Source organism: Tunturiibacter gelidiferens (assembly GCF_051013345.1).
In the GTDB taxonomy this organism is placed as follows: domain Bacteria; phylum Acidobacteriota; class Terriglobia; order Terriglobales; family Acidobacteriaceae; genus Edaphobacter; species Edaphobacter gelidiferens_A.
Genome location: NZ_CP132939.1, coordinates 2,949,331 through 2,975,444, shown reverse-complemented (window position 1 = coordinate 2,975,444; position 26,114 = coordinate 2,949,331). Strand labels below are relative to the sequence as shown.

The window sequence follows — 26,114 nt, the reverse complement described above, 5'->3', positions numbered from 1 at the left end:
CGAAACAAGTCTCTTTTTTGTCTGAAGATGGCCAATCCGGAAGACACAAATGCAGCGATGCAGCACGGCGGACCCGTGGTGACGACGCCCAGGCAACTGTGAACTTAAACTTCGAGACAGGTGAAATTCAGTTTGCTATGTGAACTTGGAATGAAAACGAGCATATCTGAAGTTGTCAAAATTGCGAAGAAAAATCGTCGCCGGTCAGCGGAAGAATATTCCTTCGCGACCAACGGGAGCGCTAACCGAAGGGGTATACCCGTCACGAAGTGACCGCCCCGCGCGCAGCGGAAATCTCTCTCCTTCACCCAAAGCGCCTACTTCGCCGCAGCCTTCTCCAGCCCACGGTACTTCAGCATCGGCTCCACCTTCGGCGCACTCCCCAGCCACGCCTCATACATCTTCGCCAGATCCTCCGTGTTCCCGCGCGACAGCACCATCTTCCGGAACCGGTCTCCATTCGCCCGCGTCAATCCGCCATGATCCTGGAACCACTGAAACGCATCATCATCCAGCATCTCGCTCCACAGATACGCGTAGTACCCCGCCGCATATCCCCCGCCCCAGATGTGCGAGAAGTAGCTCGACCGATAACGCGGCGGAACATAGCTCAGCCCAAAACCCTTCTTTGCCAGCGCAGCCTTCTCAAACGCATCCGGCTCCTGCAATCCCTCGCCCACCGGCAGCGAGTGCCACTGCATATCCAGCTCCGCCGCTGCCAGCAACTCCGTCAGCAGATACCCCTGGTTGAAGTCGGCCGCCTTCTTGATCTTCGTCGCCAACTCCTCCGGCATCGCCGCGCCCGTCTTATAGTGCTTCGCATAGTGCGCGAACACCGCCGGATACGTCGCCCAATGCTCATTGAACTGCGACGGAAACTCCACAAAGTCCCGCGCCACCGAGGTCCCCGACAGGCTCGGATACTCACTATCCGCCAGCATCCCATGCAGCGCGTGGCCGAACTCGTGGAACATCGTCACCACATCGCTGAAGCTGATCAGCGCCGGCTCACCCGCCGCAGGCTTCGGCAGATTCGCAACGTTATAAACCACCGGCAGCGTGCCCATCAGCTTCGACTGATCGACGAAGTTCGACATCCACGCCCCGCCGTTCTTGTTATCGCGCTTGTAGTAGTCGCAGTAAAACAGCGCCAGCGGCTTGCTATCCGCGTCGAACACCTCAAATACGCGCACATCGGCATTCCAGACAGGAATGTCTTTGCGCTCCTTGAAGCTCAACCCATACAGCTGTGCCGCCGCATAGAACACACCGTTCTCAAGCACATTATTCAGCTCGAAGTAAGGCCGCACCTGCGCCTCATCGATGTCGTACTTCGCCTTCCTCACCTGCTCCGAGTAGAACTCCCAATCCCACGCCTCGACCGAAAATCCGCCCTTTTGAGCGTCGATCACCCCCTGAATATCCTTCGCCTCATCTGCCGCATTCGTCGTAGACGGAGCCACCAGCGCATCCATAAACTTCAGCGCGTTCTCCGGCGTCTTCGCCATCTGATCTTCCAGCTTCCATCCCGCATAGGTGTCATGCCCCAGCAGCTTGCCCTTCTCTGCCCTCAACTGTGCCAGCCGCGCAATCGTCGACCGCGTATCGTTCGCATCCCCGCGCTCTGTCCGCGTCCACGAGTTCTCAAACACCGCCTGCCGCGTAGCCCTCACACTCAGCGACGACAGAGCCGGCTGCTGCGTCGTATTCTGCAACGCAACCACATACCCGTCCTTCTTCCGCTCCTTCGCCGCCTCCTGCGCCCCGCCCAAATCTGCTGCCGTCAAACCCTCGAGCGCTGTCTTGTCTGCCGTCACATAAGCCGCATCTTTGGTCGCCGCCAGCACCTTGCTGCGGAAACCGTTCGACAACGTCGACTCCTCTTCATTCAGCTTCTTCAGCTTCTCTTTATCCGCATCCGAAAGGTTCGCGCCCGCATGCACAAACTCCCTGTACCTCACCTCTACCAGCCGCAGCCCCTCCGGGCTCAGCTTCAGCGACTCCCTCTGCTCATGCACCGCAGCCACACGATGAAACAACTTCGTATTCAGATAAATCGCGTCCCTGTGCGCCGCCAGCTTCGGAGCCAGCTCCTTCTGCACGCGCTCCAGCTCGGGATTCGTATTCGCTCCCGTCACTCCGCTGAACGCCGCCATCGCCCGCTGAAACAACGCGCCAGTCTTCTCCATCGCGACAACCGTATTCTCAAACGTAGGCGCAGCGGAGTTATCTGCAATCGCCTGAGTCTCCTTCAACTCCTCCGCCATGCCCGCCTCAATCGCCGGTTCGTAGTCGCTGTCCTTGATCTTGTCGAACGGCGGAGCCTCGAACGGCAGCGTACTCTTCGCATAAAACGGATTCCCCGCCCCAAACCCGGCATCTTTCGCGTTCATCACCGCACCCGACGCACTACTCACACTCACCCCCGCAAACGTTCCCAGGATCATCGCCAAACTCGCACGCCGCACCGAAGCCAGCGCAGTCACCAAACGCTCTGTCTCTGTCAATGGGTATCTCCCAATCCCAAATTGTAGAAGATTTCTCCCTGACTAGAGCCTTGCCGCTCTCGCCTTTCTTGTTGTCATCCCCGCAGGGGATCTGCGGTTGCCCCTGTCGTGCTTGTTCTCTTGTCATCACGCAGGGATCTGTTTTTGGCATTTGCCTTTGTTTTTTGCTTTGTTCGTCCTTTCAAAAAAGACAAAACACCGTCATCTCGACCGAAGCTGTTCACAGCCTCATCGTGAACAGCGAAGTGGAGAGATCCCTGTATTTGCAATTGCCTTTGCATCGAACGCAGCCAAACGGAGTAAAAAACCGGCCCTTCGGCTCTGCCCGTCCTTCAGCAACCAACTAATTCCCCACCCGCCAGGGCGAAGTAGTCTTCCAACCCCTCAACTCCTTCGTAGCCCACGCGGTCGACTTATCCGTATGGCAAGAAGTACAAGGATTCGGGATCCCCGTCTGCTCCGTCTCAATTGGCGTAATAAACCGAAACGTATGCGCACTCACAAAGTTGTCCTTGATCGTCTGCTCGATCTTGGGCATATGGCACGCCACGCACTCACTCCCTTTGCTCCCCGCAGCATGATGCGTATGCTCACTCACCGTCCCCTTGAGCCCCGCCGGATTGTCCTTCGTGTGGCACGTCAAACAAACCGCATTCCCCTTCGCAATCAGGTCCGACTGGTTCTCATTGCTATGCACCTGGTGACAGTCAAAGCATCTTATCTGCCGGTGATACATATTGCTCTGCACAAAATCATTTCCCTGCATCCTGTTCTTATGCGCCGTCAGGTCCGCATACTGAAAGAAGTTCGTCACCCCCGGCTTCAACTCCTCCAGAGTCCAGAAGTCCGCGAGCCGCTCCCCGGCACAAAACCCACTGGCCAGTCGAAGTACTTCCCGCCAATCGGATTCGCCATCGGCCGCCCCTGACTGTGACACTGAATGCAGGTGTCGTTCCCCCGCACATTATCAAGCGTCCCCGGATTCACAATGTTCTGCTTCGTCGGATGCGCCACGTGCAGACTCCCCGGCCCATGGCACTTCTCGCACCCGACATTCCACTCCGTCACCTGCTTCGTCTCCACGTTGTAGTTCACCGAGTGGCACCCATCGCACGTCGGCCCCGTAGGACGATCGAAGTTGCTCGGCCCATAAAACGGAAGCCACCAGTCCGTACCCGTCTCCGCGTGATACGGCAGCCATCGCCCCTTCTTCACATCCCACTGCGCCGGCTCCGGATAGTAGTCATCCCCACGCTTGGTAAAGAATCTCTGCTTCCACCTGCTCCCATACACAAACGCCACATCGTCAAGCCCAAACGTAACCAGCGGGTTCGGATGCGTAAAGTCCGCAATCACCGCCTCGGGATGCACCTTCGGATCCCGCACCACATTCGCCATCCGCGTCTGCTTCCACCCGTTGTACGCCGCAGCATGGCACGTCTTGCAACTCTCCGAGCCGACAAACTCAGCCTTGGAAGTACCCGCCCCCGCCCGCCCGCAGATGAAAACCGTGAAGACAATCGCGAAGAACACCTGCCATCTTCTGGCTACCCACTCACAACCCACCAACGTCAGTCCACGCTGCTCCATCATGGTCTCCGACTATAACCAACCCCTGTCACAGAATTGTCAGCGCATCTCCACGCGACCTCAACCGCCAGCGCCGAGCGCTACGCGCGCCCACTAACGCCCCTATCGACCTCACCCAACCTCACCACCAACTGGACGCCCGCCTCGTCGATCCCATCAGAACCACCGTCGTCATCCCGTCGTCCAGGACCCAACCCCGCATAACCATCTGACTCCTCCCGAAGAGCACCACCAAATCACCACGATTCGCAGTCTGGTCACCACCGGAACACCACAACTCACCAGCGTTCGTCCGCTGCCAAACCAGTCCACTGCCTTACAATCCCACCATGGTCCCTCCATCCCAGCCCGCCGAGCAGGACCCCCGCGTTTACTTCGCTGCCGAGCGGACCTTCCTCGCCTGGATCCGTACCGGCCTCGGCCTCATGGGAATCGGCTTCGCTGTCAGCCGCTTCGGCCTCTTCCTCCGCCAGATCAGCGCCGCACAGTCCCACCTGACTCCCCACACCACGGGATTATCTCTCTGGTCCGGAGTCTGCCTCGTGGCGCTCGGTGTCATCGTCAACCTCAGCTCCGTCTACCGCCACTTCCAACTTGTCCACGAACTAAGCTCAGGCACCTGGCGCCCCGGCCGCGTCTCTCGCGACGCCGTCATCCTCGGCCTTATCCTGGCCGCCGTGGGAATAGCCATGGGCATCTATTTAGTTCTAGTCCGTTAGAAACGAGCAAAAAAAGGGGGACTTGACAAAACAACCGCCCAAAGAAGGCTACAACTCAATCCACGAGCTTTGGGCACAAGACTCACGCCTCAAGTGGCCTACTTTCAATATTTTTCAGGTAAACCATTTTAGATGGAATATTTACAGACAAGGTCCTCCCTCAGGTCCCAGAAAATAAAAGACTTAAACCCAAAATGCCTCAGGGGGAGGGGGAGGGTACAAACATCATGCCCATAGCCAAACTCACCATCGAACTCGAAATCCCCCACGCCCAGTCCCTCAAGGATCGCCGCCAGGTCCTCCGCTCTATGAAAGATAAACTCCGCCACAGCTTCAACTTAGCCATAGCCGAGCTCGACGACGGTATCGTGTGGAACCGCGCCACCCTCGGTATTGCAGCCATCTCTTCGTCCACCAGCTACCTCACCGGCCAGCTCCACCAGATCGACCAGGCCGTCCACCGCATCGCAGCCAACCTGAGCGCCGAAATCACCGACTCCTACGCCGAAATCCTGCCTGAATGACTCGGAAAGTCGCCGCAATCCACAAGAAATCCGCCAGAATCGCTCCCACGCCCTAGGTGGAACGGCGCAACTTTGATATCCTCAACCGTTCTACCTAGTCAAAACCTTATGCCCGAGCAGCGCGCCAGAACCTACCATCGCAATCGTGTCGCCAACACCTTCTCCGAGGAGATTGGAGCCATGCTGGAAGGCGAGCTCTCCGATCCCCGCATCGCCCCCAGCTACGTCACCGAGGTCGTCCTCGCCCCCGGCGGCAAATCCGCCCGCATCTTCGTAGCCGTCCACGGCAACGAGGAGGAAGAAGCCTCTACTCTCGAAGGCCTCACCACCGCCCGCGCCTACATCCGCTCACAGCTCCGCGATCGTATGGGCGTTCGCCACGTGCCAGAGCTCACCTTCGCCATCGACCGCTCCGAGAAGATGACCGGACGCATGGACGAGCTTCTTGCCCGCACTCGAAAGCGCGAGCAGAGGCGCACCCCAGCCGAACCGACCCCAGGGGCTCCCGCCAAACCATGACTCCCCAAGCCCAGCTCCTCGAAGCGAAGCCTCACGCGACGCAGATTGACGATCTACTGGCGGCCTTCCGGTCCTATCCCCGCTTCCTTCTGGCCTCGCACACCCGTCCCGACGGCGATGCCATCGGCTCGGTCCTCGCCCTGGCCGAAGTACTCGACCAACTTGGCTGCCAGGCCGACATCGTCTTCGCCGACCCCATACCCTCCTCCTACAGCACTCTGCCGAACATCAGCCGGATCCACCACACCCTCCGCAAACGACGTAGATCCCACCGGCACCACCCCCGCCATCCTCCTCGAGTGCGACAGCATCATCCGCACCGGCCTGCTTGGCCTCGAAGGCCGCACCCTCATCAACATCGACCATCATGCCAGCGGCCGTCCCTTCGCCTCAGTCAACTGGATCGACGAACACGCCTGCGCCGTCGCCGCCATGGTCTATCACATCGCCGTAGCAGCAAACGTCGAGATCACGCCCTCCATGGCCAGCTGCCTCTACGCCGGCATCCTCTCCGACACCGGCACCTTCACCTACTCCAGCACCACCGCCGACACCTTCGCGATGGCCCATCATCTCGCCGCCTGCGGAGCCAATCCAAGCCGGATAGCCCGCGATATCTATCTCTCCAATCCGGCCAGCAAGATCCGCCTCCTCGGTATCGCCCTCTCGAACCTCCAATGCGACGACGATCTCGCCTGGACCTGGGTCACCAGCGAAGATATGGATCGCATCGGTGCCATCGCTGAAGATTGCGAGGGGGTCGTCAACTACCTCATCAGCATCGCCGGCGTCCAATCGGCAGTCTTCCTTCGCGAGGTCGCCAATGCCGACCAGTTTCGCCTCAGCATCCGAAGCAAAGGCGAGACCGACGTGGCCCGGATCGCCGAACGCTTCGGCGGCGGCGGCCATCGCAACGCCAGCGGATGCACCCTCGATGGCCCCCTCCCGGTCGCTCTCGAGCGCATTCTCACCCAGCTGCGGACAGGACTCTGATAGCCTTGTCTCGCTCCTCTTAGGAAAATGAACGATATCCAACATCCCGCCGTCTCCGGCGCAAGGAATGGCAGCGCAACCATGATGCGGCTGCAGCACTATCTGAAGCTCCCCTCCATCACCACCATCCGCGAGTTCCTGATTCTCTTCGTGGTCACCGCCTTTCTTTTGCTCTACGGTCTTGTACCGGTCTTCGGCGGCGACCAGCTTGGTCTGGTAGGCGCAGACGAGCCGCGATACGCTCAGGTTGCCCGCGAGATGCTCACAGCGCACTCCACGGCCTGCCACGAGGTCGACGCCAAGATGGTCCCGCGCAGCCTACGCCCCGAAGACATTCGCAACTCCTTTCACTGCATCGCAGGCGGCACAGTTACTCCCATCCTCTACGGCAAACCCTGGCTCGAAAAGCCCGCCCTTTACTATTGGCGCGCCATGAGCTTCTTCAAGGAGTTCGGAGTCTCCGACTGGACCGCGCGCCTCCCCTCCTCCTCGGGAGCTCTTGCTCTGGTCGTGCTCATCTTTCTCCACATGCGGCGCTTCCGCCCCGGCGGCCACCTCGACGCAGCTTTGATCACACTCTCCTGCGTCGCCATCGTCAGCTTTGCCCGCGGGGCCTCCACCGACATGCAACTCGCCGCCCCTTTCTGCATCGGGATGCTCGGCTGGTACGCCTGGTACGAGACCGGAAAAAATTCTGGCTCTTTGATCTCTACTTCTTCGGAGCAGCCGCGACGCTGGCGAAAGGTCCGGTAGCTCCTTTTCTTGCGCTGACCATCATCCTTCTCTTCGTTGGCCTCCGGCGTGAGTGGTCGGTTCTTCGCCGCACTATCTGGATCCCCGGTGTGATCCTCTATCTCGTCATGGTGTTGCCCTGGTACATCGCGGTTCAAAAGCGCAACCCAACCTTCTACCGCCTCTTCTTTCTCGAACACAATCTCGAGCGCTTCGCCACCAACCGCTATCAGCACCATCAGCCCTTCTGGTACTACGTCGCCGTCCTGCTCATCGGCCTGATGCCCTGGACCATCATCGCCATCCGTGCCCTGGTCGACTCCATCGAAGTCTCAATCGCCGAGTGGAAGGTGCGCCATAATCCACAGCGTTACCTCGGCCACACCCGCGCCGGCGACGCCTTTCCCGAGTTCCTGGTCTTATGGGCACTCTTCCCCATCGTCTTCTTCTCTTTCTCCGGCTCCAAGCTCCCCGGCTACATCCTTCCCTCTATTCCTCCATTGACCATCCTCACGGCCGACTATCTCAACCGCAGTCGCCGCCAGGGTCTGCCCCAATGGCTTACCTGGGCTCACGCAGCCACCTGCGGTCTCCTCGTCTTCGTCCTCGCGCTCGCCCCCCAGCACATGAAGTACGAGACCCTCGTACCCTCCACGCAATGGCTGCTGATCGCAGGCGCCGCCGCACTCGCCTTCGGAGTCGTTGTCTTCCTTACCATTCGCCGCTGGGGCATCTCGCAGGTATGCAACGTAACCCTCCTTCCAGTTCTCGCTACCCTCGTCTTTCTCCTCGGCTTCTACGGCAAAGAGCTCGACATGAACTACTCTGCCCGCCCGCTCGCCCGCGAGATTCAGCGGCAGGCGCCCGACGTGAAGCTGGTGGCAACCGACATTAAGCGCGACATGGACTACGGCCTCGCCTTCTATCGCGACGAGCCGATGATCCACTACGGCACCGACGGCGTCCCCAACGCCGAACATATCCTCGTCATCCGCGCCAGCGAAGCCTCCGATCTCGACCGCTGGCTCGCCGGGCGCGTCTACAAACCTCTATTCCTTTACGAATCTCAAGGGATCGAAGTCTACCGCGTCTACGCCAAACCATAGCGACTACGAAACACCCCTGACCGGGTGCCTCACCTAACACTCACCCATCCCACCAAAATTCCTATAAGCTCGACGAAAGACCTCCCACAGGTATGGCCGTCGCGACCCAACTCGAGATACTGGACCTCCGCCATTTCTCCGCGCGCCAACTCCGTCCCCTGCTCGAAACCGAGTCACGCGTCTGGGAGCACCGCCTGCGCTGGAACTATCAAAGCTCCACCGAACTCCTTCTCCAGTATCTCGACTCCCGCATTCTGCCCGGTTTTGTTGCGCTCGACCGGGGACGCATCTGCGGCTTCACCTTCTGCGTCTACGAAGGCCAGAAAGCTGTCGTCGGCGACGCCTTCGCAATTGCGAACGACACGCCGCAGATGCTTCAGACCATACAGACCCTGCTCCACCAACTGCTGCAGCTCCTGCAGAACTCTCCCGGCATTCAACGTATCGAGTCGCAGCTTCTGCTCTACGACACCGGCTCCATCAACGAAGCCTTTCTAGCAGCCGGATTCGCCATGTACCCCCGCCTCTTTATGGAGCGCGATCTCAACACCTCTGCAAACGCGCCCCAGGCTTCACCCGAATTGAACCTTCCGGCCAATATCGAGCTGTTCCGCTGGTCCACCGATTACTATCAGGCCGCCGCCGAGCTGATCCATGAGTGCTACCTGGGCCACATCGACGCCCGCATCAACGATCAGTACTGCTCCCTGCACGGCTCACTTCGCTTCCTGCACAACATCGTCCGCTTCCCGGGCTGCGGCGTCTTCGAGCCCAACGCCTCCTGGGTACTTCGCGACCGCCACACCGGCTCCATCGTCGGAATGTTGTTATGTTCGCGCGTAGCCAGCGACGTGGCCCACATCACCCAGCTCTGCATCGCACCCGCCTGGCGAGGCCGCGGCCTTGGACGAGCCCTCCTCGATCATTGCACACACCATCTGGCCCGAGCCGGCTTCGCAGCCATCACTCTGACAGTCACCGAAGCCAACCAGCAAGCCGTCAAACTCTATGAGAACCACAGCTTCTTCACCCGCCATCGCTTCGACGCCATGGTTCTCGACAGAACGAATCAGTCATCCTGATCGTCGCTATGCCGGAGAAGCAATGACCATACCACCAAAACAAGGTATACAAGTCACGAAGTGACCGCACCACGCGGAGTGGGCCTGTCCGGCAGGACGCCTCACAAGATCAAACAGCAAATCTCTCCGCCGCCCGAGCCTTCTTCTTCGCAGCCTCTTCCTCCCGATCCTTCGGCGCAGCATTCGTCTCGAGGGACGCCAGAAGGCGGCCAGAGATCAGCGATATCTCATCCACCGCGGATTCAAACACAGCTTCATTCGCCTTCGACGGCTTACTGAATCCGCTGATCTTCCTCACAAACTGAAGCGACGCATCTCGAATCTCTGCGTCCGTCACGGGAGGATCGAAGTTGAACAGAGTTTTGATGTTCCTGCACATTGCTTCACCTCAACGCATAGGCGAATTCACTACCGAATTCTATTCCACGTGATAGTTAGGCGCCTCACGCGTGATGATCACATCATGGACGTGACTCTCTCGGAGCCCGGCGTTCGAGATCCGAATAAACCGCGCATTCGCCTGCAACTCCGCAATCGTCCCGCATCCCAGATACCCCATCCCCGAACGCAGACCGCCGACCAGCTGATACACCATCCCCTCAAGCGGTCCACGATGCGGTACCCGGCCCTCAATCCCCTCCGGCACAAACTTCGCCAGCCGGTTCGAGCCGCCGTTCTCCCGCGCCGTCAACGACGGCCTCTCCGTGCTCGCTGCATCTTCCATATCACTCTTGCCCTGGAAATACCGCTCACCCGAACCCTGCGCCATTGCCGACAACGAACCCATCCCGCGATACGCCTTAAACGAGCGCCCCTGATACAAAATCGTCTCTCCCGGGCTCTCATCCACTCCGGCAAACAGCGACCCCATCATCACCACGCTCGCCCCTGCAGCAATCGCCTTGGTCACGTCGCCCGAGTACTTGATCCCGCCATCCGCAATAATCGGAATCCCCCGCTCCAGCCCCGCGCGGTAGGCCTCCGAGATAGCCGTAATCTGCGGCATGCCAGCGCCAGTCACCATACGCGTCGTGCAGATCGACCCTGGCCCGATCCCCACCTTCACCGCATCGGCTCCCGCATCCATCAGCGCAATCGCGCCTTCGTACGTAGCAATATTCCCCGCCATCAAATCAATCTGCGGAAACCGCTTCTTCACCGCGGCAACCGCCTCCAGCACACGCGACGAGTGTCCATGCGCCGAATCAATCGCCAGCGCATCCACCCTCACCGCAACCAGAGCCTCGGCCCGTTCCAGAAAATCTCCGGTAGCTCCAATCGCCCCAGCCACACGCAACCGCCCCTGGCTGTCCTTCGAAGCATTCGGATACTTCAACTTCTTCTGAATATCCTTGACCGTAATCAAGCCCTTGAGTTCGTAGTCATCATTGACCACCAGCAACTTCTCCACGCGATGCTGATGCAGAATCTGCTCTGCCTGCTCGAGCGTCGTGCCCACCGGCACCGTAATCAGATTCGTCTTCGTCATCACCGAATCGATCGTCAGGTCCGTCCGCGAAACAAACCGCAGGTCGCGATTCGTCAAAATTCCCACCAGCTTCTTATTCTTCGTCACCGGCACACCCGAGATCTTGTACCGCCGCATCACCTCCAGCGCATCGGCAATCGACTGCTCCGGCGCAATCGTCACCGGATCCACAATCATCCCGCTCTCCGACCGCTTCACCTTGTCAATCTCCCCCGCCTGCTGCTCGATCGTCAGGTTCCTATGCACCACCCCCAGCCCGCCCTGCTGCGCCATCGCAATCGCCAGCCGAGCCTCCGTCACCGTATCCATCGCCGCCGACATCAGCGGCGTGCTCAGCGTGATATTTCGGGTCAGCTGGGTCTGCGTGCTCACCTGGGTCGGAACAACGTCGCTATAGGCAGGCACAAGGAGAACGTCATCAAACGTAAGGGCTTCGGGTACGGGGGAGCTAATCATAATTTTTATAAGATTCCAGTTGTAATGGTTTAAAAGCGACGGGCCATGCGGCAGCAAGCCTGTATTTCGCGGGATTTCATCGATTGTAGAGTCGTATCTGACCCATAGCAAATTGGATGGCACAATTTCACGAAAGTTTCGCAGCCGCTCGCAACTCCTCCCCTTCCTCCGAACAGACGAGCCCATTGAATTACGGCAAAAGGAGATGTATCATTTGTCTTGCAGACGATTTTGTTCCGTCGTAAGAATGAGAGCCGTGACCACACCGGTGATTTGACGGAAGAGATGAGTGGGCTAAAGCCCACTTTTTATTTGCTCTAAAAGCGTTTGTGCACACGGGACCATTGAACCGGAAATAACGCTTATGGCAGTCCAGCTAGACCAAATTCGAGCAACCGCGGAGCGTGTCGCCGCCTCCCACAACCTGGAACTCGTCGATCTTGAGTTTCAGGGCGGCGTCAAATTCCGCACCTTGCGCGTCTTTGTAGAGAAAAACGCAGCAGAACGGGCCAAGCTTGCCGAACTTGCAGCAGATGAAGCTGTTTCAGACCTCCCAAAAGGAGTGCCTGTTGAAAGGCTCTCCGGTGTCACCCACGAGGATTGCGCTGTATTCGCACAGGATTTTGGCACGGTGCTGGACGTAGAAGACCTTATCCCGGGGCAGAGTACACCCTCGAGGTCTCCTCGCCAGGCTTGGAACGAAAGCTGTTTCGCCCCGAAGACTTCACCCGGTTTCAAGGCAGCCTGGTCAAGCTCCAGACCTTTACCCCGGTGAACAAGAACAGGCAGTGGCAAGGCCGTCTCACCAGATTCTCAGACGGAGTACTTACGATCGACCTCTCTGCCGTCAAACAGAAGGGCAAGGCAAAGAAGGCTGTGACAGAATCGACCGTCGACATCGCCCTGGCAAACGTCGAAAAGGCCAATTTAGTTGCAGAGATTTAGAAACTGTTCGCACAAAGGACAGATTCAAATCAGTACAACAAACCCGAGAGATCGGGCGAGAGCAAGGAAGAGTGACCAATGGCAAGTGTTCTGTATCAATCGATCGAGACGTTGAGCCGCGACAAGGGAATCGAGCCGGCCGTTGTCGTAGGTGCCGTGGAAGACGCAATTGCGCTCGCCACGCGCAAGTACTACAAGACCCAGGAGAACATGCGCGCCGAGATGGACCGCGAGACCGGCGAGATCCGCGCCTATGTCTTCAAAACCGTCGTCGAGAGCCCCGAGCAGGTCGAGGACGACATCAACCAGATGACCCTCGAGCAGGCCCGCGAGCTCGCCCCCGAAGTCGAGGTCGGCGGAGAACTGCGCTTCTACAAGGACACCACCCTCTCGGCCGCATCGCCGCTCAGATGGCCAAGCAGGTCATATTCCAGAAGGTCCGCGAAGCCGAGCGCGACACCGTCTTCAACGAGTACAACCACCGCGCCGGCGAGGTCCTCAACGCCACCGTCAAACGCCTCGAGCCGATGGACGTCATCTTCGACCTCGGCAAAGCCGAAGCCCGCATGCCCAAGCGCGAGCAATCCCGCCTCGAGCAGTTCGCCGTCGGTGAGCGCGTCCGCGTCGTCCTCCTCCGCGTCGACCGCGCCGCCAAGGGCCCGCAGGTCATCGTCTCCCGCGCCGCGCCCGGCCTCGTCCAGAACCTCTTCCAGTCCGAAGTCCCCGAGATCTACGACGGCACCGTTACCATTCGCGCCATCGCCCGCGAGGCTGGTGAGCGCACCAAGATCGCCGTCATGAGCCGCGACAAGGACGTCGACCCCGTCGGCGCCTGCGTCGGCATGAAAGGCATGCGCGTCCAGTCCATCATCCGCGAGCTCCGCGGCGAAAAGATCGACATCATCGAGTTCTCCGAAGAGATCACCACCTTCGCCGAGAAGGCCCTGCAGCCCGCCAAGGTCAGCCGCGTCTCCATCACCGACCTCGCCGACAAGCAGATCGAAGTCATCGTCGACGACACCCAGCTCTCGCTCGCCATCGGCAAGAAGGGCCAGAACGTTCGCCTCGCCGCCAAACTCCTCCAGTGGAAGATCGACATCAAGAGCGAAGAGGAGAAGCGTCAGGAGGTCGAGAGCCAGATGCAGGCCATGAGCGGCGGACCGACAACTCCGATCGAGCAGGTCTCCGAGCTCGGCGAAGCCATCCTCGAGAAGCTCATCGCTGCCGGGATCACCACCGTAGAAGCCCTCGCCGACATGACACCCGAGCAACTCGAAGAGGTTCCCGGCATCGGAGAAAAGACCGTCGAAAAGATCTCCGTCGCCGTTCGTCACTACTTTGGCCAGTACGAAGAAGGCGAAGAGCGTCCCGCCCCTGCCCTCTCCGCTGCATCTCAAACGGAAGCAACAGAATCAGAGGAGGGCTCCATGGAAAAGACACCCGAGGCAATTCTGGCCGCAGAAGCGGGCGTTGGCACCGCACACGAAGTCAACAACCTCTCCGCCGAAGACATCGCCAACGCAGAAGAGGCGGAATCCGCCACCGATGCCTTCTCGGACAACGATGCACGCGAAGAACAAATCGAGTTGGATAACGACACCGTAGACAGCCTGGTTGACGAAGCCCAGGAGCACTCCGATGAAGGTATCGACGATGGAAACGATCGTGGTTAGCCAATACAACCACGCGCCACAGCATTCCCTGGATCACGGACTCTCGAAATCCAGTGAGAGCACTTACAATAAAGACTCCTGCAACGATGAGGCTGCTATGAACAGCTAACCGCGCAGGGCAAGCGAAAAGGGACGGATGAGCAAAGTTCGAATTAACGATCTGGCACGAGAACTGGAAGTAAAGAGCAGGCCTATTCTGGACGCGCTCGAAGCCATTGGCGTGTCTGGAAAGACCCACTCCAGCTCGATTGAAGCCGATCAGGCCGAAAGAGTTCGGGATTACTTCAAAAACGGCGGAAGAAGTGGCGCGAGCCGGCAGCAGCAGCAGGCCGACAACAAGCCCAGGTTCGACCTCTCCAAGGTCTCCAAACCCGGTGACGCCCTGAAGGCGATCCTTGAGCGCAAACATGCCGAGGCCACCGCCAAAGCCGCCCCCCACCGCGCCCCACAGCCGTCGTCGCACCGCCGCCCCCGGCCTCTGCCACCGTCGCAGCTGCACCGCCGCGGGTCGTTGCAGCACCTCCAGCCGCGGCCCATGTCCCTTCTGCAGCGCCGGCCCAGGCTGCACCGGTAGCGCCTCGGCGCATCGTTCCGCTGCCCCGCCAGGGCGCAAACATTGTCGCTCCCGCGCCCGGCCCCGCCATCGCAAGCAAGCCACCGGCCGGCCCTGTCATCGCCCGCCCGCCGGCTGCTGTTTCTTCAGCGGTAGCTCCAACTGCCACTGACCGCCCGGTCGTTGCGACCGCTCCCGTCGTTGCTGCTCCGGCTGTCGCAAAGCCGGTACTACCAACCGCAGCCGACGAAGTGGCCCCGACGCCAAAGCCCGTCGTCCCGACTACCCCGGCAGTCGAAGCGGCACCAGCTGTTCCGGTCGTAGAAGCCCCAGCGGCCACTGCAGAGGCGGAGTCAGAAGCAGCACCCGCAGCTCCGGCCACACCCCCGGCCCTCCGGCTCGTCGCGTCATTATGCCGCAGACCGGCCCGCGACCCATCTACACCGCGCCTCCAGTGGCCCCCGGTACGCCACAGCGCGGCCGCCCCATCTTCGAGCGCCCACGTCCGCAGTCGCCCGGCGCTCCCGGCTCCCGTCCGATGTCCTCGACGGCCCCAGGCGCACGCCGTCCGATGCACCCCACACGTACCTTCCCCGGAGGCACAGGAGGTCCTGGCGGCGCACCTGGCCGTCCCGGTTTCACTCCCGGCGCACGTCCCGGCTTCCCTGCCCGTCCCGGATTCGGAGCCCGCCCAGGTGGCGCTCCGGGTGGTCCAGGCGGAGCCCCCGGCGTAATGCCCGGACCTGGCGAAAAGCCAGGAATGCGCCCCGCAGCACGCCCTGCCTCTCGTCGCGGCGGACAGCGTTACGAGAAGACCAAGGAAGGCCCGATGAAGGGCTTCCAGCCGCCACCACGCTTCGGCGGCGCCCAGATCTCCCGCGAACCGGTGCCGATCACCCGCACCATCACGGTCACCGAAGGCATCAGCGTCAAGGACCTCGCCGAGAAGCTCGACGTTCGCGGCAAGGATCTCATCGCGACCCTCCTCATGAAGGGCGTCTTCGTCACCGTCAACCAGTCCCTCGAAGGCGAGTTGGTCAAAGACGTAGCCCGCCAGTTCGGCGCCGACGCGACCATCATCTCGGTCGAAGAGCAGCTCGAAAACGAGGCCATCGAAGGCTTCCTCGAAGACACCACCGGCATGGTCGAAGTCGTCCGCTCGCCCGTCGTCACTGTCATGGGCCACGTCGATCACGGTAAGACCTCGCTCCTCGACGCCATCCGATCCACCGACGTCGCAGGCGGCGAAGCTGGCGGTATCACCCAGCACATCGGCGCCTACAAGGTCAAAATCACCAAGCCCGACTCCCCGGCCTTCGGTCGCGAGATCGTCTTCCTCGATACCCCCGGCCACGAAGCCTTCACCCGCATGCGTGCCCGTGGCGCCAAGGTCACCGACATCGTCGTCATCGTCGTTGCAGCAGACGACGGCGTCATGCCCCAGACCCTCGAGGCCATCGACCACGCCCGCGCCGCCAACGTGCCGATCATCGTCGCGGTCAACAAGATCGACAAGCCCGAAGCGAACCCCCAGAAGGTCATCCAGCAGCTCACCGCGCGCGGCCTTCAACCCTCCAACATGGGTGGCGACACCGAGTTCGTCGAAGTCTCCGCGAAGAAGCACCTCAACCTCGACAAGCTCGAGGAGATGATCTGCCTCGTCGCCGACGTCAACGAACAAAAAGCCCAGCCCGACCGTCCCGCCGTCGGCACCGTCATCGAAGCCAAGCTCGATCGTGGCCGCGGCGCCGTCGCCAGCATCCTCGTGCAGAACGGAACCCTCCGCACCGGAGACAGCTACATCGTCGGCAACACCTTCGGCAAGATTCGCGCCATGTTCGATGACCGCGGCCGTCCCATCACCGAAGCCGGCCCCTCTACCCCGGTCGAGATCCTCGGCCTCGAGGGCATGCCCGACGCCGGCGACACCTTCCTCGTCATGGCAGACCGCGACAAGGCCAAGGGAATCGCTCAGTACCGCAAGATGAAGGAGCGCGAAGCGCAACTCGCGAAGTCCTCCCGCGTCTCGCTCGAAGGCCTCGCCGAGCAGATCAAGCAGGCTGGCATGAAGGACCTCAACCTCATCCTCAAGGGCGACGTGCAAGGCTCCGTCGAGGTCCTCGCCGACTCGCTCCAGCGCATGTCCACCGAGAAGGTTCGCGTCCGCGTCCTGCACTCCGGTGTCGGCGCCATCACCGAATCCGACGTTCTCCTCGCCTCTGCCTCGAACGCGGTGGTCATCGGCTTCAACGTCCGGCCCGACCGCAAGGCCGCCGAAGTTGCCGAGCGCGAAAACGTCGAGATTCGTCTGCACTCCATCATCTACGAACTGCAGGACGAGATCACCAAGGCGATGTACGGCCTCCTCGAGCCAGTCTTCAAGGAGAACTACGCCGGTCGCGCCGAAGTCCTCAACGTCTTCAAGATCACCAAGGTCGGCCAGATCGCCGGCTGCCGCGTCACCGACGGTCTCATCAAACGCGACCAGCAGGTACGTCTGCTCCGCGAAGGCGCCGAAGTCTGGAAGGGCAAGATCGCCTCCCTCAAGCGCTTCAAAGACGATGTCTCCGAGGTCCGTCAGGGCGTCGAGTGCGGTATCGATCTCGCCGGTCACAAGGACATTCGTGTCGGCGACATCATCGAGTCCTTCACCACAGAAACCCTCGCCGCCGAACTCGGCCAGAACTCTGCCGCAGCCAGAAAAGCAGAGAAGGCCGAGAAGGAACGCGAAGCCGCAGCGGCTGCCGCAGCAGCCAACGCCGAAAACCCGGTCAACGCGTAACCAAACCCAAACACGCAACACACAAAGGCCGGGAGCGATCCCGGCCTTTGTGTTGCCGTCTCCAACCCTGGACGTCTCTCTAGCAGCCGCACCCGCATCGTCCACACTCGTTGTCTCACACAAACTACGGCTTGATTCTGTATAAACCCGACGGCCAACTCGACGTTCGCCTGTACTATGGAACGAAATGGCCCAACCGCTTAGACGCCTCGCCGACGATGTAATTCAAACCTGGCACACGATGCCGAAATTCCAGGCGCTACGCTGATATGGCGCTGTTCTTCAGAACGCCCCCACCGTCCTTCGCGAGCGCAAATTCTACTCCGCCGACCACGCGATGTCCGGCATCCTGCGCTTTCACCTGCTCGGGCGTCAACTTGACGTAGATGTAAACGCAATCAACACTACGCCGGGCAACGGCTACGCCTTCCTGCGAGAGTTCTTCGTCCGTCGAATCTATTTCCGAGAGTTCAGGCAGCTGAACTTCAACAACTGCCTCGATCTCGGCTGCAACACCGGCGTAGTCGCCAGCCTCTTGAAGCAGTTGGCAGGTCCCGACGGTAAAGTGGTCGGCGTCGATCCCCTCACCTACCCCAACAACACATTTCGCTCAAAGCTGGGCACGATACCAGGGCTAACGATTCATCAAGGGGTTCTTTGCGGGGAGTCTCTCCGTCACGACTCCGCCGCCCTCCACGCCATGTGCGACCCCTATAACTTCGACAGCAACCTGGCAATCACCGTAAAAGAACTGATGCAGACCTACGGGATCGAACACGTTGACTTCTTGAAGATGGATATCGAGGGCGCCGAATTCGCCATCTTTCGCGACTCCGTGCAATGGCTCGACGAAGTCGACAATCTCGCGATGGAGGTCCACAACACCGTCGGCGACCCAACGGAAATCATCCAGCGCCTCCAGCAAAAAGGCTTCCGCGTAAAGTGGCTCGACGACGCCGGTTATCCCGCAGATCAGCGCAACGCGGGCTATATCTACGCCTCCAAAATCGGTTCGCTCAAAGACTAGAACTCCTTCAGCCCTCAGCTTCTCGCCAACGTCCTTTCGCTTCCAGGTAACCCAGGGCTCTAGCCTTGGGTTTCACACGCAACCGCGGAGCGGTTTCCTCTCTGCCGAAGGCAGGAGCGAAGGCGCAGCGACTGATTCATTGCCTTTGCTTTTGCCGTTATCTTTTGCTCTCGCGGACTAGCTAACTCGCCGCTTTCCACAGCAAAAGCCTTGACAGGCCTGATAACCTTAAATCAGCAAAATAAGCCCGGCCAACTGCCGGGCCTTTGCATTTAAGCCGTCAGGACTTGACCAGCGAGTCCAGACTCATGTCTTCTGGTTTGAAGACTTTGCGCACTTTTCACCCAGGAGGGGGAGGTACCATGCCGAACATCATCACCGAGCCACCAAGCGAGACCAAATTCGACCTCTCTGCCATCCAACAAGCCCTCCGGGAAAATAAAATCGACGGCTGGCTCTTCTACGACCACCACCATCGCGACCCCCTCGCCTACAGCATCCTCGGCCTCGACCCCAATGCCCACGTCACCCGCCGCTGGTTCTACCTCATCCCCACCCACGGCGAGCCGAAAAACTCGTTCACCGCATAGAAGCCGGACGCCTCGATTCCCTCCCCGGCACAAAGTCGGTCTACTCCTCCTGGCAGGAGCTCGAGGCCCAGATCGAAACCCTCCTCGCAGGCCAGACGAAACTCGCCATGCAGTACTCGCCGCGCAACGCCATCATGTACGTCTCCATGGTCGACGCCGGCACCATCGAGCTCCTTCGCAGCCTGGGCAAAGAGATCGTCAGCTCTGCCGACCTTGTCAGCCACTTCGAAGCCGTTCTCACCGACGCCCAGCTCGCCACCCACTACGTGGCGCAGCGACACATCGACGAGATCCTCGCCGCAGCGTGGAGCGAGATCGGCACCCGCGCACAATCCGATGGAACTGACGAGCACGCCATGGTCCAGTACCTGCAGCAGGCGATGGCACGAGCTGGCCTCGACTGGGAGCACGGCCCCAACGTCAGCGCAGGCCCCAACTCCGCCGACTCCCACTACGAGCCCACCGCCGCCAGCTCCCGTCCCATCCGCAAGGGCGACTTCGTCCTCATCGACATCTGGGCCAGGCTCAAGAATGACCCCTCCGCCATCTGGTACGACATCACCTGGACCGGAGTCGTCGGCCGCGAGCCCACCGAACGCGAACACCTCATCTTCAACACCGTCCGCGATGCCCGCGACGCCTCCATCAAAGTCGTGCAGAACGCCTTCTCGGCCAACCAGCCCATCGCCGGATGGCAGGCCGACGACGCCTCCCGCAACCTCATCCGTGCCGCCGGCTTCGGCGACTGGTTCACCCACCGCACCGGCCACAACATCGGCACCGTCCTCCACGGCAACGGAGCCCACCTCGACAATCTGGAGACCCACGACGAGCGCCTCCTCCTCCCCAACACCTGCTTCTCCGTCGAACCCGGACTCTACTTCCCCGGCGAGTTCGGCATCCGCAGCGAAGTCGACATGATCGCCCGCAAAGGCAAAGCCGAGGTCACAGGTCGCATCCAGACCGAGCTCGTCAGGGTGTAGCCGTAGATTCTTCAAAGAATTCGCATACCTCAGCCCAATCGTTGGTAGCTCGGTGAGCCACGAATTAGTATCCGCAACTGGTATCATCAGGATTGAAATGACGACGAACGTACAAGCGCCGGCGCGGGTCGCTGGCAAATCTTCCTCTCTTCCGACCATGGTCCTGGTCGCGGGTTGGCTCATCCCCGGCGCAGGTCACCTGCTCCAACGCAAATGGATCCGTGGCAGCCTCCTGCTGGTCTCGATCGTCGCGATGTTCAGCATCGGCCTCGCTCTCAAGGGCAAAATCTACTCGCCCAACACCGGCGACCTGCTCGACATCCTCAACTTCGCCGGCGACCTCGGCAACGGCCTGCTCTACGTTCTCGCGCGGATCTTCGATCTCGGCCAGGTCACGGTGCAGGTAGCCACCGCCGACTACGGAACCAAATTTATGGTCGTGGCCGGCCTGCTCAACATCATCTCCGCCGTCGACGCGCACTCGCTGGCCACCGGGAGGAAGCGCTCGTGACCATCTCGCACTTCGGAGCAGTTCTGCTCTTCGCTCTCTTCACCTCGATCGTCTTCGGCATCACGCAGCGCTCGGAACCCCGCACGATGATCCGCTTCGGTGCCTTTTGCTTCGTGCTCTTCGTCGGCGGCACCATCGCGGCCAGTTGGATCATGTGGCTCATCAAGCACTGATCGGATCACCTCTCTTCCCACGCAAAACGTTGCAATCGACACCCCTTTGCCATAGGCTGGATGTGGCACTCAAGTTCTTCGCGCACCATCACGGTGTCGCCCACTGAAGAATGCGGGAGTGGCGAAATGGCAGACGCACTTGGTTTAGGTCCAAGCGGAGAAATCCGTGGGGGTTCGAGTCCCTTCTCCCGCACCAATATCTGAAAGCAACCCAACCCCCGAAAGAGATTCGATGAGCCAGCAGAACCCTAATCAGCCTCAGGACAAGCAGCCCCAGCTCAAGCTCACAAGCACCACAGACTATCGTGACGGTTACGCCAACAGCGTTCAGGTCCGCATGAGCGTCTGGGACTTCTTCCTCGTCTTCGGCACCATGAGCCAGGACAACCCCGAAGAGTTGAACGTCAAGAACTTCCAGGGCATCTATCTCAGCCCCCAACAGGCAAAAGCCCTCTGGAACGTGCTCGGCCACAATCTGGCTCAGTACGAGCAGACCTTCGGCTCCATCACCCTCGAGCAGCTCCCCCAGACCGAAGGCCCCATCAACTAAAACGTGCGACCCCAAGGCAGCACTGACGAAGACGGGCAACGAGCTTTCGAGAACATCCCTCTCTGGATGCTCTACCCACTCTTCTTTGTCGCCGTCTACCTCTCACACTTTCGCCTCCTTCGCCTCCCTTACTTCTGGGACGAAGGAGGCTACTACATTCCCGCCGCGTGGGACTTCTTCCGCACCGGCACCCTGATCCCGCAGAGCACCGTCACCAACGCCCATCCGCCACTGCCTTCGATCCTTCTGGCCGCCTGGTGGCACCTCTCCGGCTATGTCGTCAGCGGCACCCGCACTCTGGTCTGTATGGTGGCCGCAGCCGCACTGCTTGGCGTATTCAAACTTGCAAGAATGCTGACGACCTCGGGAGTCGCCGCAGTCACGGTCGTACTCACCGCAATTTATCCCGTCTGGTTCGCACAGAGCACCCTCGCTCACGCCGACATCTTCGCTGCCGCTTTCACCCTCTGGGGCTTAGCCTTCTACTTCAACCGCGAAGACACGGCACAGACATCCTCGAGATCCGGCTTGAATACGATCTACGCCGCGGCAATGTTCTCTCTCGCCGCTCTCTCTAAAGAAACATCCATCGTCACACCAGCAGCGCTCGCCCTCTGGGAGATCGTTCTTCTGCAGCAAGATCGCCGCGAGCCCCGGTCACGCGGACTCCATTCCCGCTGGATCGTCGCGCTACTAGCCCCCATCCTGCCGCTCGCCGCCTGGTATGCGCATCACTATCGTCGGACCGGCTTCGTCTTCGGCAATCCGGAGTTCCTTCGCTACAACGCCACCGCAAATCTCAACGCCTATCGCATCGCCCTCTGCCTTTGGCATCGCCTCCTCCACCTCTTCGCACACATGAACATGTTCGTGCCCGTCGTGTGCATGATCGCCGCGATGTTCATACCCGTCGCTCCCACCACTACGCGGCTCCCCATCTCTCGTCCGGCACTCAAAGCCATCGGCGTAATCCTCCTTGCCAACTGGATCGCATTCTCCATCCTCGGAGGCGCTCTCCTCACTCGCTATCTGCTCCCGATGTACCCGCTCATCCTGCTCGTCTGCGTCAACACCTGGCGCCGCCGCATCCCGGAGCGATGGCCTCTCCTCGCCGCCCTGAGCGCTTTTGCATTACTCGCCGGCATCTGGATCAACCCGCCCTACGCCTTCGCGCCCGAGGACAACCTGACTTACCGCGACTTCGTCGTCCTCCACCAACAGGCGATCCGCTTCATCGATCTGAAGTACCCCCAGGCCACCGTACTCACCGCATGGCCCGCCGTCTCCGAACTGAACCGCCCCGAACTCGGCTACACCAATCACCCCATCAAAACGACCCCCATCCAAAACTTCTCCCTCGACCAAATTCAGAAGGCAGCCGCCGACCCTGGGAGTTATGACGTGGCGCTCCTCTTCTCCACAAAATGGGCTCCTTCGGCAAATCGCATAAATCTCGGCCGGCAAAACGAGTCGGCGGACACAAAGTACTTCGACTTCCACCGCGATCTTTCTCCGGCGGAAGTCGCGATACTCCTTCACGGCGAAGTCGTCTGGCAGGCGCACCGCAAAGGGGAGTGGGCAGCCGTCCTTCACTTCCCCGCATCGTCGAAGCAACGCTCCTCCCACTACAAAAACCCTGACCCTCTATACTCATATCTGTGAAGAAGCGCCTTCAAGTTCGCTCAATCCTTCAACGGCCATGGCTCCTTTCGCTGTTTCTGCTATGCAGCGTCCCCGGAATCTCACAATCCTCGGAGCCATCTGATACCGGGGGCCGTGTCGTCCTCGTTCTTCCCTTCGACAATCGCTCCGGACAAGCAGTCCTAGGTTGGGTCGGCGATTCGTTTCCCGACACGCTGAACCAGCGCCTCACCTCCGCAGGCTTCCTCACCATCGCCCGCGAAGACCGGCAGTATGCGCTCGACCATCTCGGCCTGCCCATCGACTTCAGGCCCTCCCGCGCGACCACCATTCGCATCGCGCAAAATCTCGACGCCGACTTCGTCATCGTGGGCAGCTACAACGTCGCGAATGGCCGCATCGCGGTACAAGCCCAGGTGCTCGAGGTCAAAAACCTCAAGCTCTCTGCACCCCTGCAGGATTCAAGCGAGCTCAACCGCCTCTTCGACGTAGAAAACGCCATTGCATGGAAGGTGGCGCGCCAGATCGACCCTCACTTCAACGTGGCCCAGCAGACCTTTCTCGCCGCTTCGGGCGGAGTCCAGCTCAGCGCCTTCGAAAACTACATCCGCGGCACCGATGCACCAACCTCGCAAGAGAGAATCAAGCGCCTGCAGGCAGCCATTGCGGCGAACCCGAACTATCCCGCAGCCCTTCTCGCTCTCGGCAAGGCACAATACGCAGAGCGAGAGTACGATCAGGCCGCAGCAACCTTTGCGAAGATTCCTCAAACGGACCGCCGCGCTCTCGAAGCAGGGTTCTACATAGGCCTGTCCCGCTTCAACACCGCAAAGTACGCCGAGGCCGAATCAGCCTTCGCCTTCGTCGCCAGCCGGCTGCCGCTGCCCGAAGTTGTCAACAACCAGGCCGTCGCCTCCAGCCGGCAGGGCCACAACGCCGTCCCGCTCTTTCAGCGCGCCTCAACCGCCGATTCCAACGACCCCGACTACCACTACAACCTCGCTGTCGCCCTGTTTCGCCAAGGCGACTTCGCAGGAGCCAAACGCGAAGTCGACCTCACCCTGAAGCTGCGCCCCGCAGACACGGAAGCAGCACAGCTAAAGACCAGCATCAGTGCGGGCCGAAAACCCCCAGTTACCGCCGCCACATCCGCCACCGGCACCACGGCATCGTCGGACTTCGACCCACTCGAACGCATTCGTCGCACCTACTCAGAAGCCTCCTTCCGTCAGGCCGCCTTCCAACTCGACCAGATGCGCGCCATCCGCCTGGCCACCTTACCGCCGACAGAACAAGCGGCAGAGTACACCCGACAAGGCCACGAGTATCTCTCGCAAGGTCTGGTCCCCGAAGCCGAGCAAGAGTTCCAGACCGCGATCGCCGCCGACTCCTCGAGCGCAGAGGCGCATGCGGGACTCGCCCAGGTACGGGAGCGCAGCGGAAGCGTAGTGGACGCTCGAACCGAAGCTCAAAGCTCACTCAAGCTGCATCCCAACGTCACCGCCTACCTCGTTCTCGCCCGGCTCGATCTGCAGACCAACGACACAGCCGCCTCGGCAGCAAACGTCAGCAAAGCGCTCCAACTCGAACCGAAGGACTCCTCAGCGCAGGGCATGCGTCAGGCCCTCCAGGCGCGCGGACAGAGCCTGCCATGACCTCCATCATGAGATTCGCCCTCCTCTTGTTAACGGCGATCTCCTGCGCACTGTCCACACCGTTGTTCGCCGCTGCCGACTCCCCCGGCACCGTCGTCAAACTCACCATTCACGACACCATTCAGCCCATCACCGCGGACTACCTGCAGCGCGGCCTTCGCGAAGCCGCGCGCGTTCACGCCCAGGCAGTCCTGATCTCAATGAGCACCCCCGGCGGCCTGCTCGAGTCCACCCGCCTCATGGTTCAGGCCATCGAAAACTCACCCGTCCCCGTAATCATCTTCATCTCACCAGCGGGCAGCAGAGCAGGCTCGGCCGGATTCTTCATCCTCGAATCAGCCGACATCGCCGCAATGTCCCCCGGAACCAACGCCGGCGCGGCTCATCCCATCGTCGAAGGCCGCCAGCTCGATCCCATCCTCAAAGACAAAATTGAGAACGACGCCGCGGCCTTCCTCCGCTCCTACACCTCCCGGCGCGGCCGCAACGTCGAAGCCGCCGAGGACGCCGTTCGCAACTCGAAGTCCTACAGCGACGAAGAGGCGCTGAAACTGAAGCTCATCGACCTCGTCTCTGCCGACGACGCCACCCTGCTCAAAACGCTGGATGGCCGCGAGATCCATCGCTTCGACGGCACCACCCAGACCCTGCATCTGCAGGGAGCAGAGATTGTTACCACCGCTCCCTCCCAGCGCGAGCGTCTGCTCAGCAAACTCACCAACCCAGACATCGCCGTCCTGCTTCTCGTTCTCGGCGGCCTCCTCATCTACCTGGAGTTCAACGTTCCCGGCACCGTAGTTCCCGGCTCCATCGGCACGCTCTTCATCCTTCTGGGCCTCTTCGGGCTGAACCTCCTTCCCGTCCGCCACACAGCAATCGTTCTCCTGCTGGCAGCGGCCGTCATGATGTTGCTCGAAGCAAAGTTTGGCAGTCACGGAGTCCTCGCAATCGCCGGCATCGGCTCACTCGTCTTCGGCCTCGCCACCCTGGTCGACGGCCCCATCCCCGAACTCCGCGTCCATCTCGCGACGGCCCTGGGTGCGGGCCTCGGCTTCGGCGCCATCTCCTTCGGCCTTGCCTGGATAGCGCTCCGTGCGCGCCGCGGCAAGGTCCTTACCGGCCCACAGGCCATGATCGGCGGCACCGCCGTCGTCCGCACCCCGCTCTGCCCCACAGGCCAGGTGGAGATTCGCGGCGAGCTCTGGCAGGCCTCCCTCCGCGGGAAGGAGTCCCTCTCCGTAGGCTCTCTGGTCTCCGTGCGCGAGCTCGATGGCCTCGTTCTGATCGTCGAGCCCGTCGATAAGGCCATTTGAC

General features: G+C 60.6%; 25 protein-coding genes, 1 tRNA gene and 1 pseudogene. 21 read left to right on the top strand and 6 right to left on the bottom strand.

Translation table 11 applies throughout. From position 1 onward, the window contains the following. Window positions 1-317: 317 nt before the first annotated feature. The 3 genes from dcp to RBB80_RS14720 all read right to left on the bottom strand — a co-directional run bounded on the left by dcp (window position 318) and on the right by RBB80_RS14720 (window position 4,100). Complete coding sequence (gene dcp / locus RBB80_RS14730; protein ID WP_433969029.1) at window positions 318-2,507, bottom strand: peptidyl-dipeptidase Dcp; 2,190 nt, start codon at window positions 2,505-2,507, stop codon at window positions 318-320. A 343-nt stretch (window positions 2,508-2,850) separates the two neighbouring features. Continuing rightward, on the bottom strand, window positions 2,851-3,321 hold the full coding sequence (locus RBB80_RS14725; RefSeq protein ID WP_433969027.1) for a cytochrome c3 family protein: 471 nt from the start codon (window positions 3,319-3,321) through the stop codon (window positions 2,851-2,853). An 8-nt stretch (window positions 3,322-3,329) separates the two neighbouring features. Next, window positions 3,330-4,100, bottom strand: a complete 771-nt coding sequence (locus RBB80_RS14720; RefSeq protein WP_433969026.1) for a multiheme c-type cytochrome — start codon at window positions 4,098-4,100, stop codon at window positions 3,330-3,332. A gap of 326 nt (window positions 4,101-4,426) precedes the next feature. Here RBB80_RS14720 and RBB80_RS14715 point away from each other — a divergent pair, with 326 nt between their 5' ends. The 7 genes from RBB80_RS14715 (at window position 4,427) to RBB80_RS14685 (ending at window position 9,772) form a co-directional block, all read left to right on the top strand. Continuing rightward, complete coding sequence (locus RBB80_RS14715; protein ID WP_433969024.1) at window positions 4,427-4,816, top strand: YidH family protein; 390 nt, start codon at window positions 4,427-4,429, stop codon at window positions 4,814-4,816. A gap of 227 nt (window positions 4,817-5,043) precedes the next feature. Beyond that, entirely contained in the window at window positions 5,044-5,340 is a 297-nt protein-coding gene (locus RBB80_RS14710) for a DUF503 domain-containing protein (RefSeq protein ID WP_433969022.1), read from the top strand. A 108-nt stretch (window positions 5,341-5,448) separates the two neighbouring features. Continuing rightward, window positions 5,449-5,859 carry a 30S ribosome-binding factor RbfA gene (gene rbfA / locus RBB80_RS14705; RefSeq protein ID WP_179585274.1) on the top strand — a complete coding sequence of 137 codons (411 nt, stop codon included), beginning with the start codon at window positions 5,449-5,451 and terminating at the stop codon, window positions 5,857-5,859. A gap of 45 nt (window positions 5,860-5,904) precedes the next feature. Further along, window positions 5,905-6,852, top strand: coding sequence for a DHH family phosphoesterase (locus RBB80_RS14700; protein WP_433969020.1), 948 nt, complete (start codon window positions 5,905-5,907; stop codon window positions 6,850-6,852). A gap of 27 nt (window positions 6,853-6,879) precedes the next feature. Then, window positions 6,880-7,605, top strand: coding sequence for an ArnT family glycosyltransferase (locus RBB80_RS14695; protein ID WP_433969019.1), 726 nt, complete (start codon window positions 6,880-6,882; stop codon window positions 7,603-7,605). Between the two features lie 89 nt (window positions 7,606-7,694). After that, window positions 7,695-8,690, top strand: coding sequence for a hypothetical protein (locus RBB80_RS14690; RefSeq protein ID WP_433969017.1), 996 nt, complete (start codon window positions 7,695-7,697; stop codon window positions 8,688-8,690). A 92-nt stretch (window positions 8,691-8,782) separates the two neighbouring features. Then, window positions 8,783-9,772 (top strand): GNAT family N-acetyltransferase, encoded by a 990-nt coding sequence (locus RBB80_RS14685; protein WP_433969015.1) that lies wholly within the window; start codon window positions 8,783-8,785, stop codon window positions 9,770-9,772. A 109-nt stretch (window positions 9,773-9,881) separates the two neighbouring features. On the opposite strand, the gene RBB80_RS14680 is transcribed toward RBB80_RS14685, so the two are convergent. Beyond that, window positions 9,882-10,151, bottom strand: coding sequence for a DUF2277 domain-containing protein (locus RBB80_RS14680; protein WP_433969013.1), 270 nt, complete (start codon window positions 10,149-10,151; stop codon window positions 9,882-9,884). A gap of 39 nt (window positions 10,152-10,190) precedes the next feature. Then, the gene (gene guaB, locus RBB80_RS14675; RefSeq protein WP_433969012.1) at window positions 10,191-11,717 is read right to left on the bottom strand and encodes an IMP dehydrogenase; all 1,527 of its coding nucleotides are present in this window, start codon (window positions 11,715-11,717) and stop codon (window positions 10,191-10,193) included. A gap of 693 nt (window positions 11,718-12,410) precedes the next feature. Between guaB and RBB80_RS14670 the strand changes: the two genes are divergently transcribed. The 3 genes and pseudogenes from RBB80_RS14670 to RBB80_RS14660 all read left to right on the top strand — a co-directional run bounded on the left by RBB80_RS14670 (window position 12,411) and on the right by RBB80_RS14660 (window position 14,909). Beyond that, window positions 12,411-12,662 (top strand): hypothetical protein, encoded by a 252-nt coding sequence (locus RBB80_RS14670; RefSeq protein WP_433969011.1) that lies wholly within the window; start codon window positions 12,411-12,413, stop codon window positions 12,660-12,662. A 78-nt stretch (window positions 12,663-12,740) separates the two neighbouring features. Further along, window positions 12,741-14,335: pseudogene (gene nusA / locus RBB80_RS14665) on the top strand (transcription termination factor NusA). A 136-nt stretch (window positions 14,336-14,471) separates the two neighbouring features. Then, entirely contained in the window at window positions 14,472-14,909 is a 438-nt protein-coding gene (locus tag RBB80_RS14660; protein WP_433969009.1) for a translation initiation factor IF-2 N-terminal domain-containing protein, read from the top strand. A 261-nt stretch (window positions 14,910-15,170) separates the two neighbouring features. Here RBB80_RS14660 and RBB80_RS14655 read toward each other — a convergent pair whose 3' ends face one another. Continuing rightward, window positions 15,171-15,299 (bottom strand): hypothetical protein, encoded by a 129-nt coding sequence (locus RBB80_RS14655; RefSeq protein WP_433969008.1) that lies wholly within the window; start codon window positions 15,297-15,299, stop codon window positions 15,171-15,173. Between the two features lies 1 nt (window position 15,300). On the opposite strand from RBB80_RS14655, the gene infB reads away from it, so the two are divergent. The 11 genes from infB (at window position 15,301) to RBB80_RS14600 (ending at window position 26,113) form a co-directional block, all read left to right on the top strand. After that, window positions 15,301-17,670 carry a translation initiation factor IF-2 gene (gene infB / locus RBB80_RS14650; protein WP_433969007.1) on the top strand — a complete coding sequence of 790 codons (2,370 nt, stop codon included), beginning with the start codon at window positions 15,301-15,303 and terminating at the stop codon, window positions 17,668-17,670. A gap of 337 nt (window positions 17,671-18,007) precedes the next feature. Then, window positions 18,008-18,697: an FkbM family methyltransferase gene (locus tag RBB80_RS14645; RefSeq protein ID WP_433969005.1), complete on the top strand. Its 690-nt coding sequence runs from the start codon at window positions 18,008-18,010 to the stop codon at window positions 18,695-18,697. A 362-nt stretch (window positions 18,698-19,059) separates the two neighbouring features. After that, the gene (locus tag RBB80_RS14640; protein WP_433969004.1) at window positions 19,060-19,287 is read left to right on the top strand and encodes a hypothetical protein; all 228 of its coding nucleotides are present in this window, start codon (window positions 19,060-19,062) and stop codon (window positions 19,285-19,287) included. A 107-nt stretch (window positions 19,288-19,394) separates the two neighbouring features. Then, window positions 19,395-20,270 (top strand): M24 family metallopeptidase, encoded by an 876-nt coding sequence (locus tag RBB80_RS14635; protein ID WP_433969003.1) that lies wholly within the window; start codon window positions 19,395-19,397, stop codon window positions 20,268-20,270. A gap of 97 nt (window positions 20,271-20,367) precedes the next feature. Continuing rightward, on the top strand, window positions 20,368-20,781 hold the full coding sequence (locus RBB80_RS14630; protein WP_433969002.1) for a DUF6677 family protein: 414 nt from the start codon (window positions 20,368-20,370) through the stop codon (window positions 20,779-20,781). Next, entirely contained in the window at window positions 20,778-20,954 is a 177-nt protein-coding gene (locus tag RBB80_RS14625; protein WP_183768873.1) for a hypothetical protein, read from the top strand. Before RBB80_RS14630 ends, RBB80_RS14625 begins: the two co-directional genes overlap by 4 nt. 112 nt (window positions 20,955-21,066) lie before the next feature. Next, window positions 21,067-21,150 (top strand) — tRNA-Leu (locus tag RBB80_RS14620). Window positions 21,151-21,186: 36 nt separating this feature from the next. Then, the gene (locus RBB80_RS14615; RefSeq protein WP_433969001.1) at window positions 21,187-21,504 is read left to right on the top strand and encodes a DUF3467 domain-containing protein; all 318 of its coding nucleotides are present in this window, start codon (window positions 21,187-21,189) and stop codon (window positions 21,502-21,504) included. 66 nt (window positions 21,505-21,570) lie between these two features. Further along, entirely contained in the window at window positions 21,571-23,166 is a 1,596-nt protein-coding gene (locus RBB80_RS14610; RefSeq protein ID WP_433969000.1) for an ArnT family glycosyltransferase, read from the top strand. After that, window positions 23,163-24,800 carry a tetratricopeptide repeat protein gene (locus tag RBB80_RS14605; protein ID WP_433968999.1) on the top strand — a complete coding sequence of 546 codons (1,638 nt, stop codon included), beginning with the start codon at window positions 23,163-23,165 and terminating at the stop codon, window positions 24,798-24,800. The genes RBB80_RS14610 and RBB80_RS14605 overlap by 4 nt, the downstream gene beginning before the upstream one ends. Further along, complete coding sequence (locus RBB80_RS14600) at window positions 24,797-26,113, top strand: NfeD family protein (protein WP_433968998.1); 1,317 nt, start codon at window positions 24,797-24,799, stop codon at window positions 26,111-26,113. The genes RBB80_RS14605 and RBB80_RS14600 overlap by 4 nt, the downstream gene beginning before the upstream one ends. Window position 26,114: the final 1 nt, after the last annotated feature.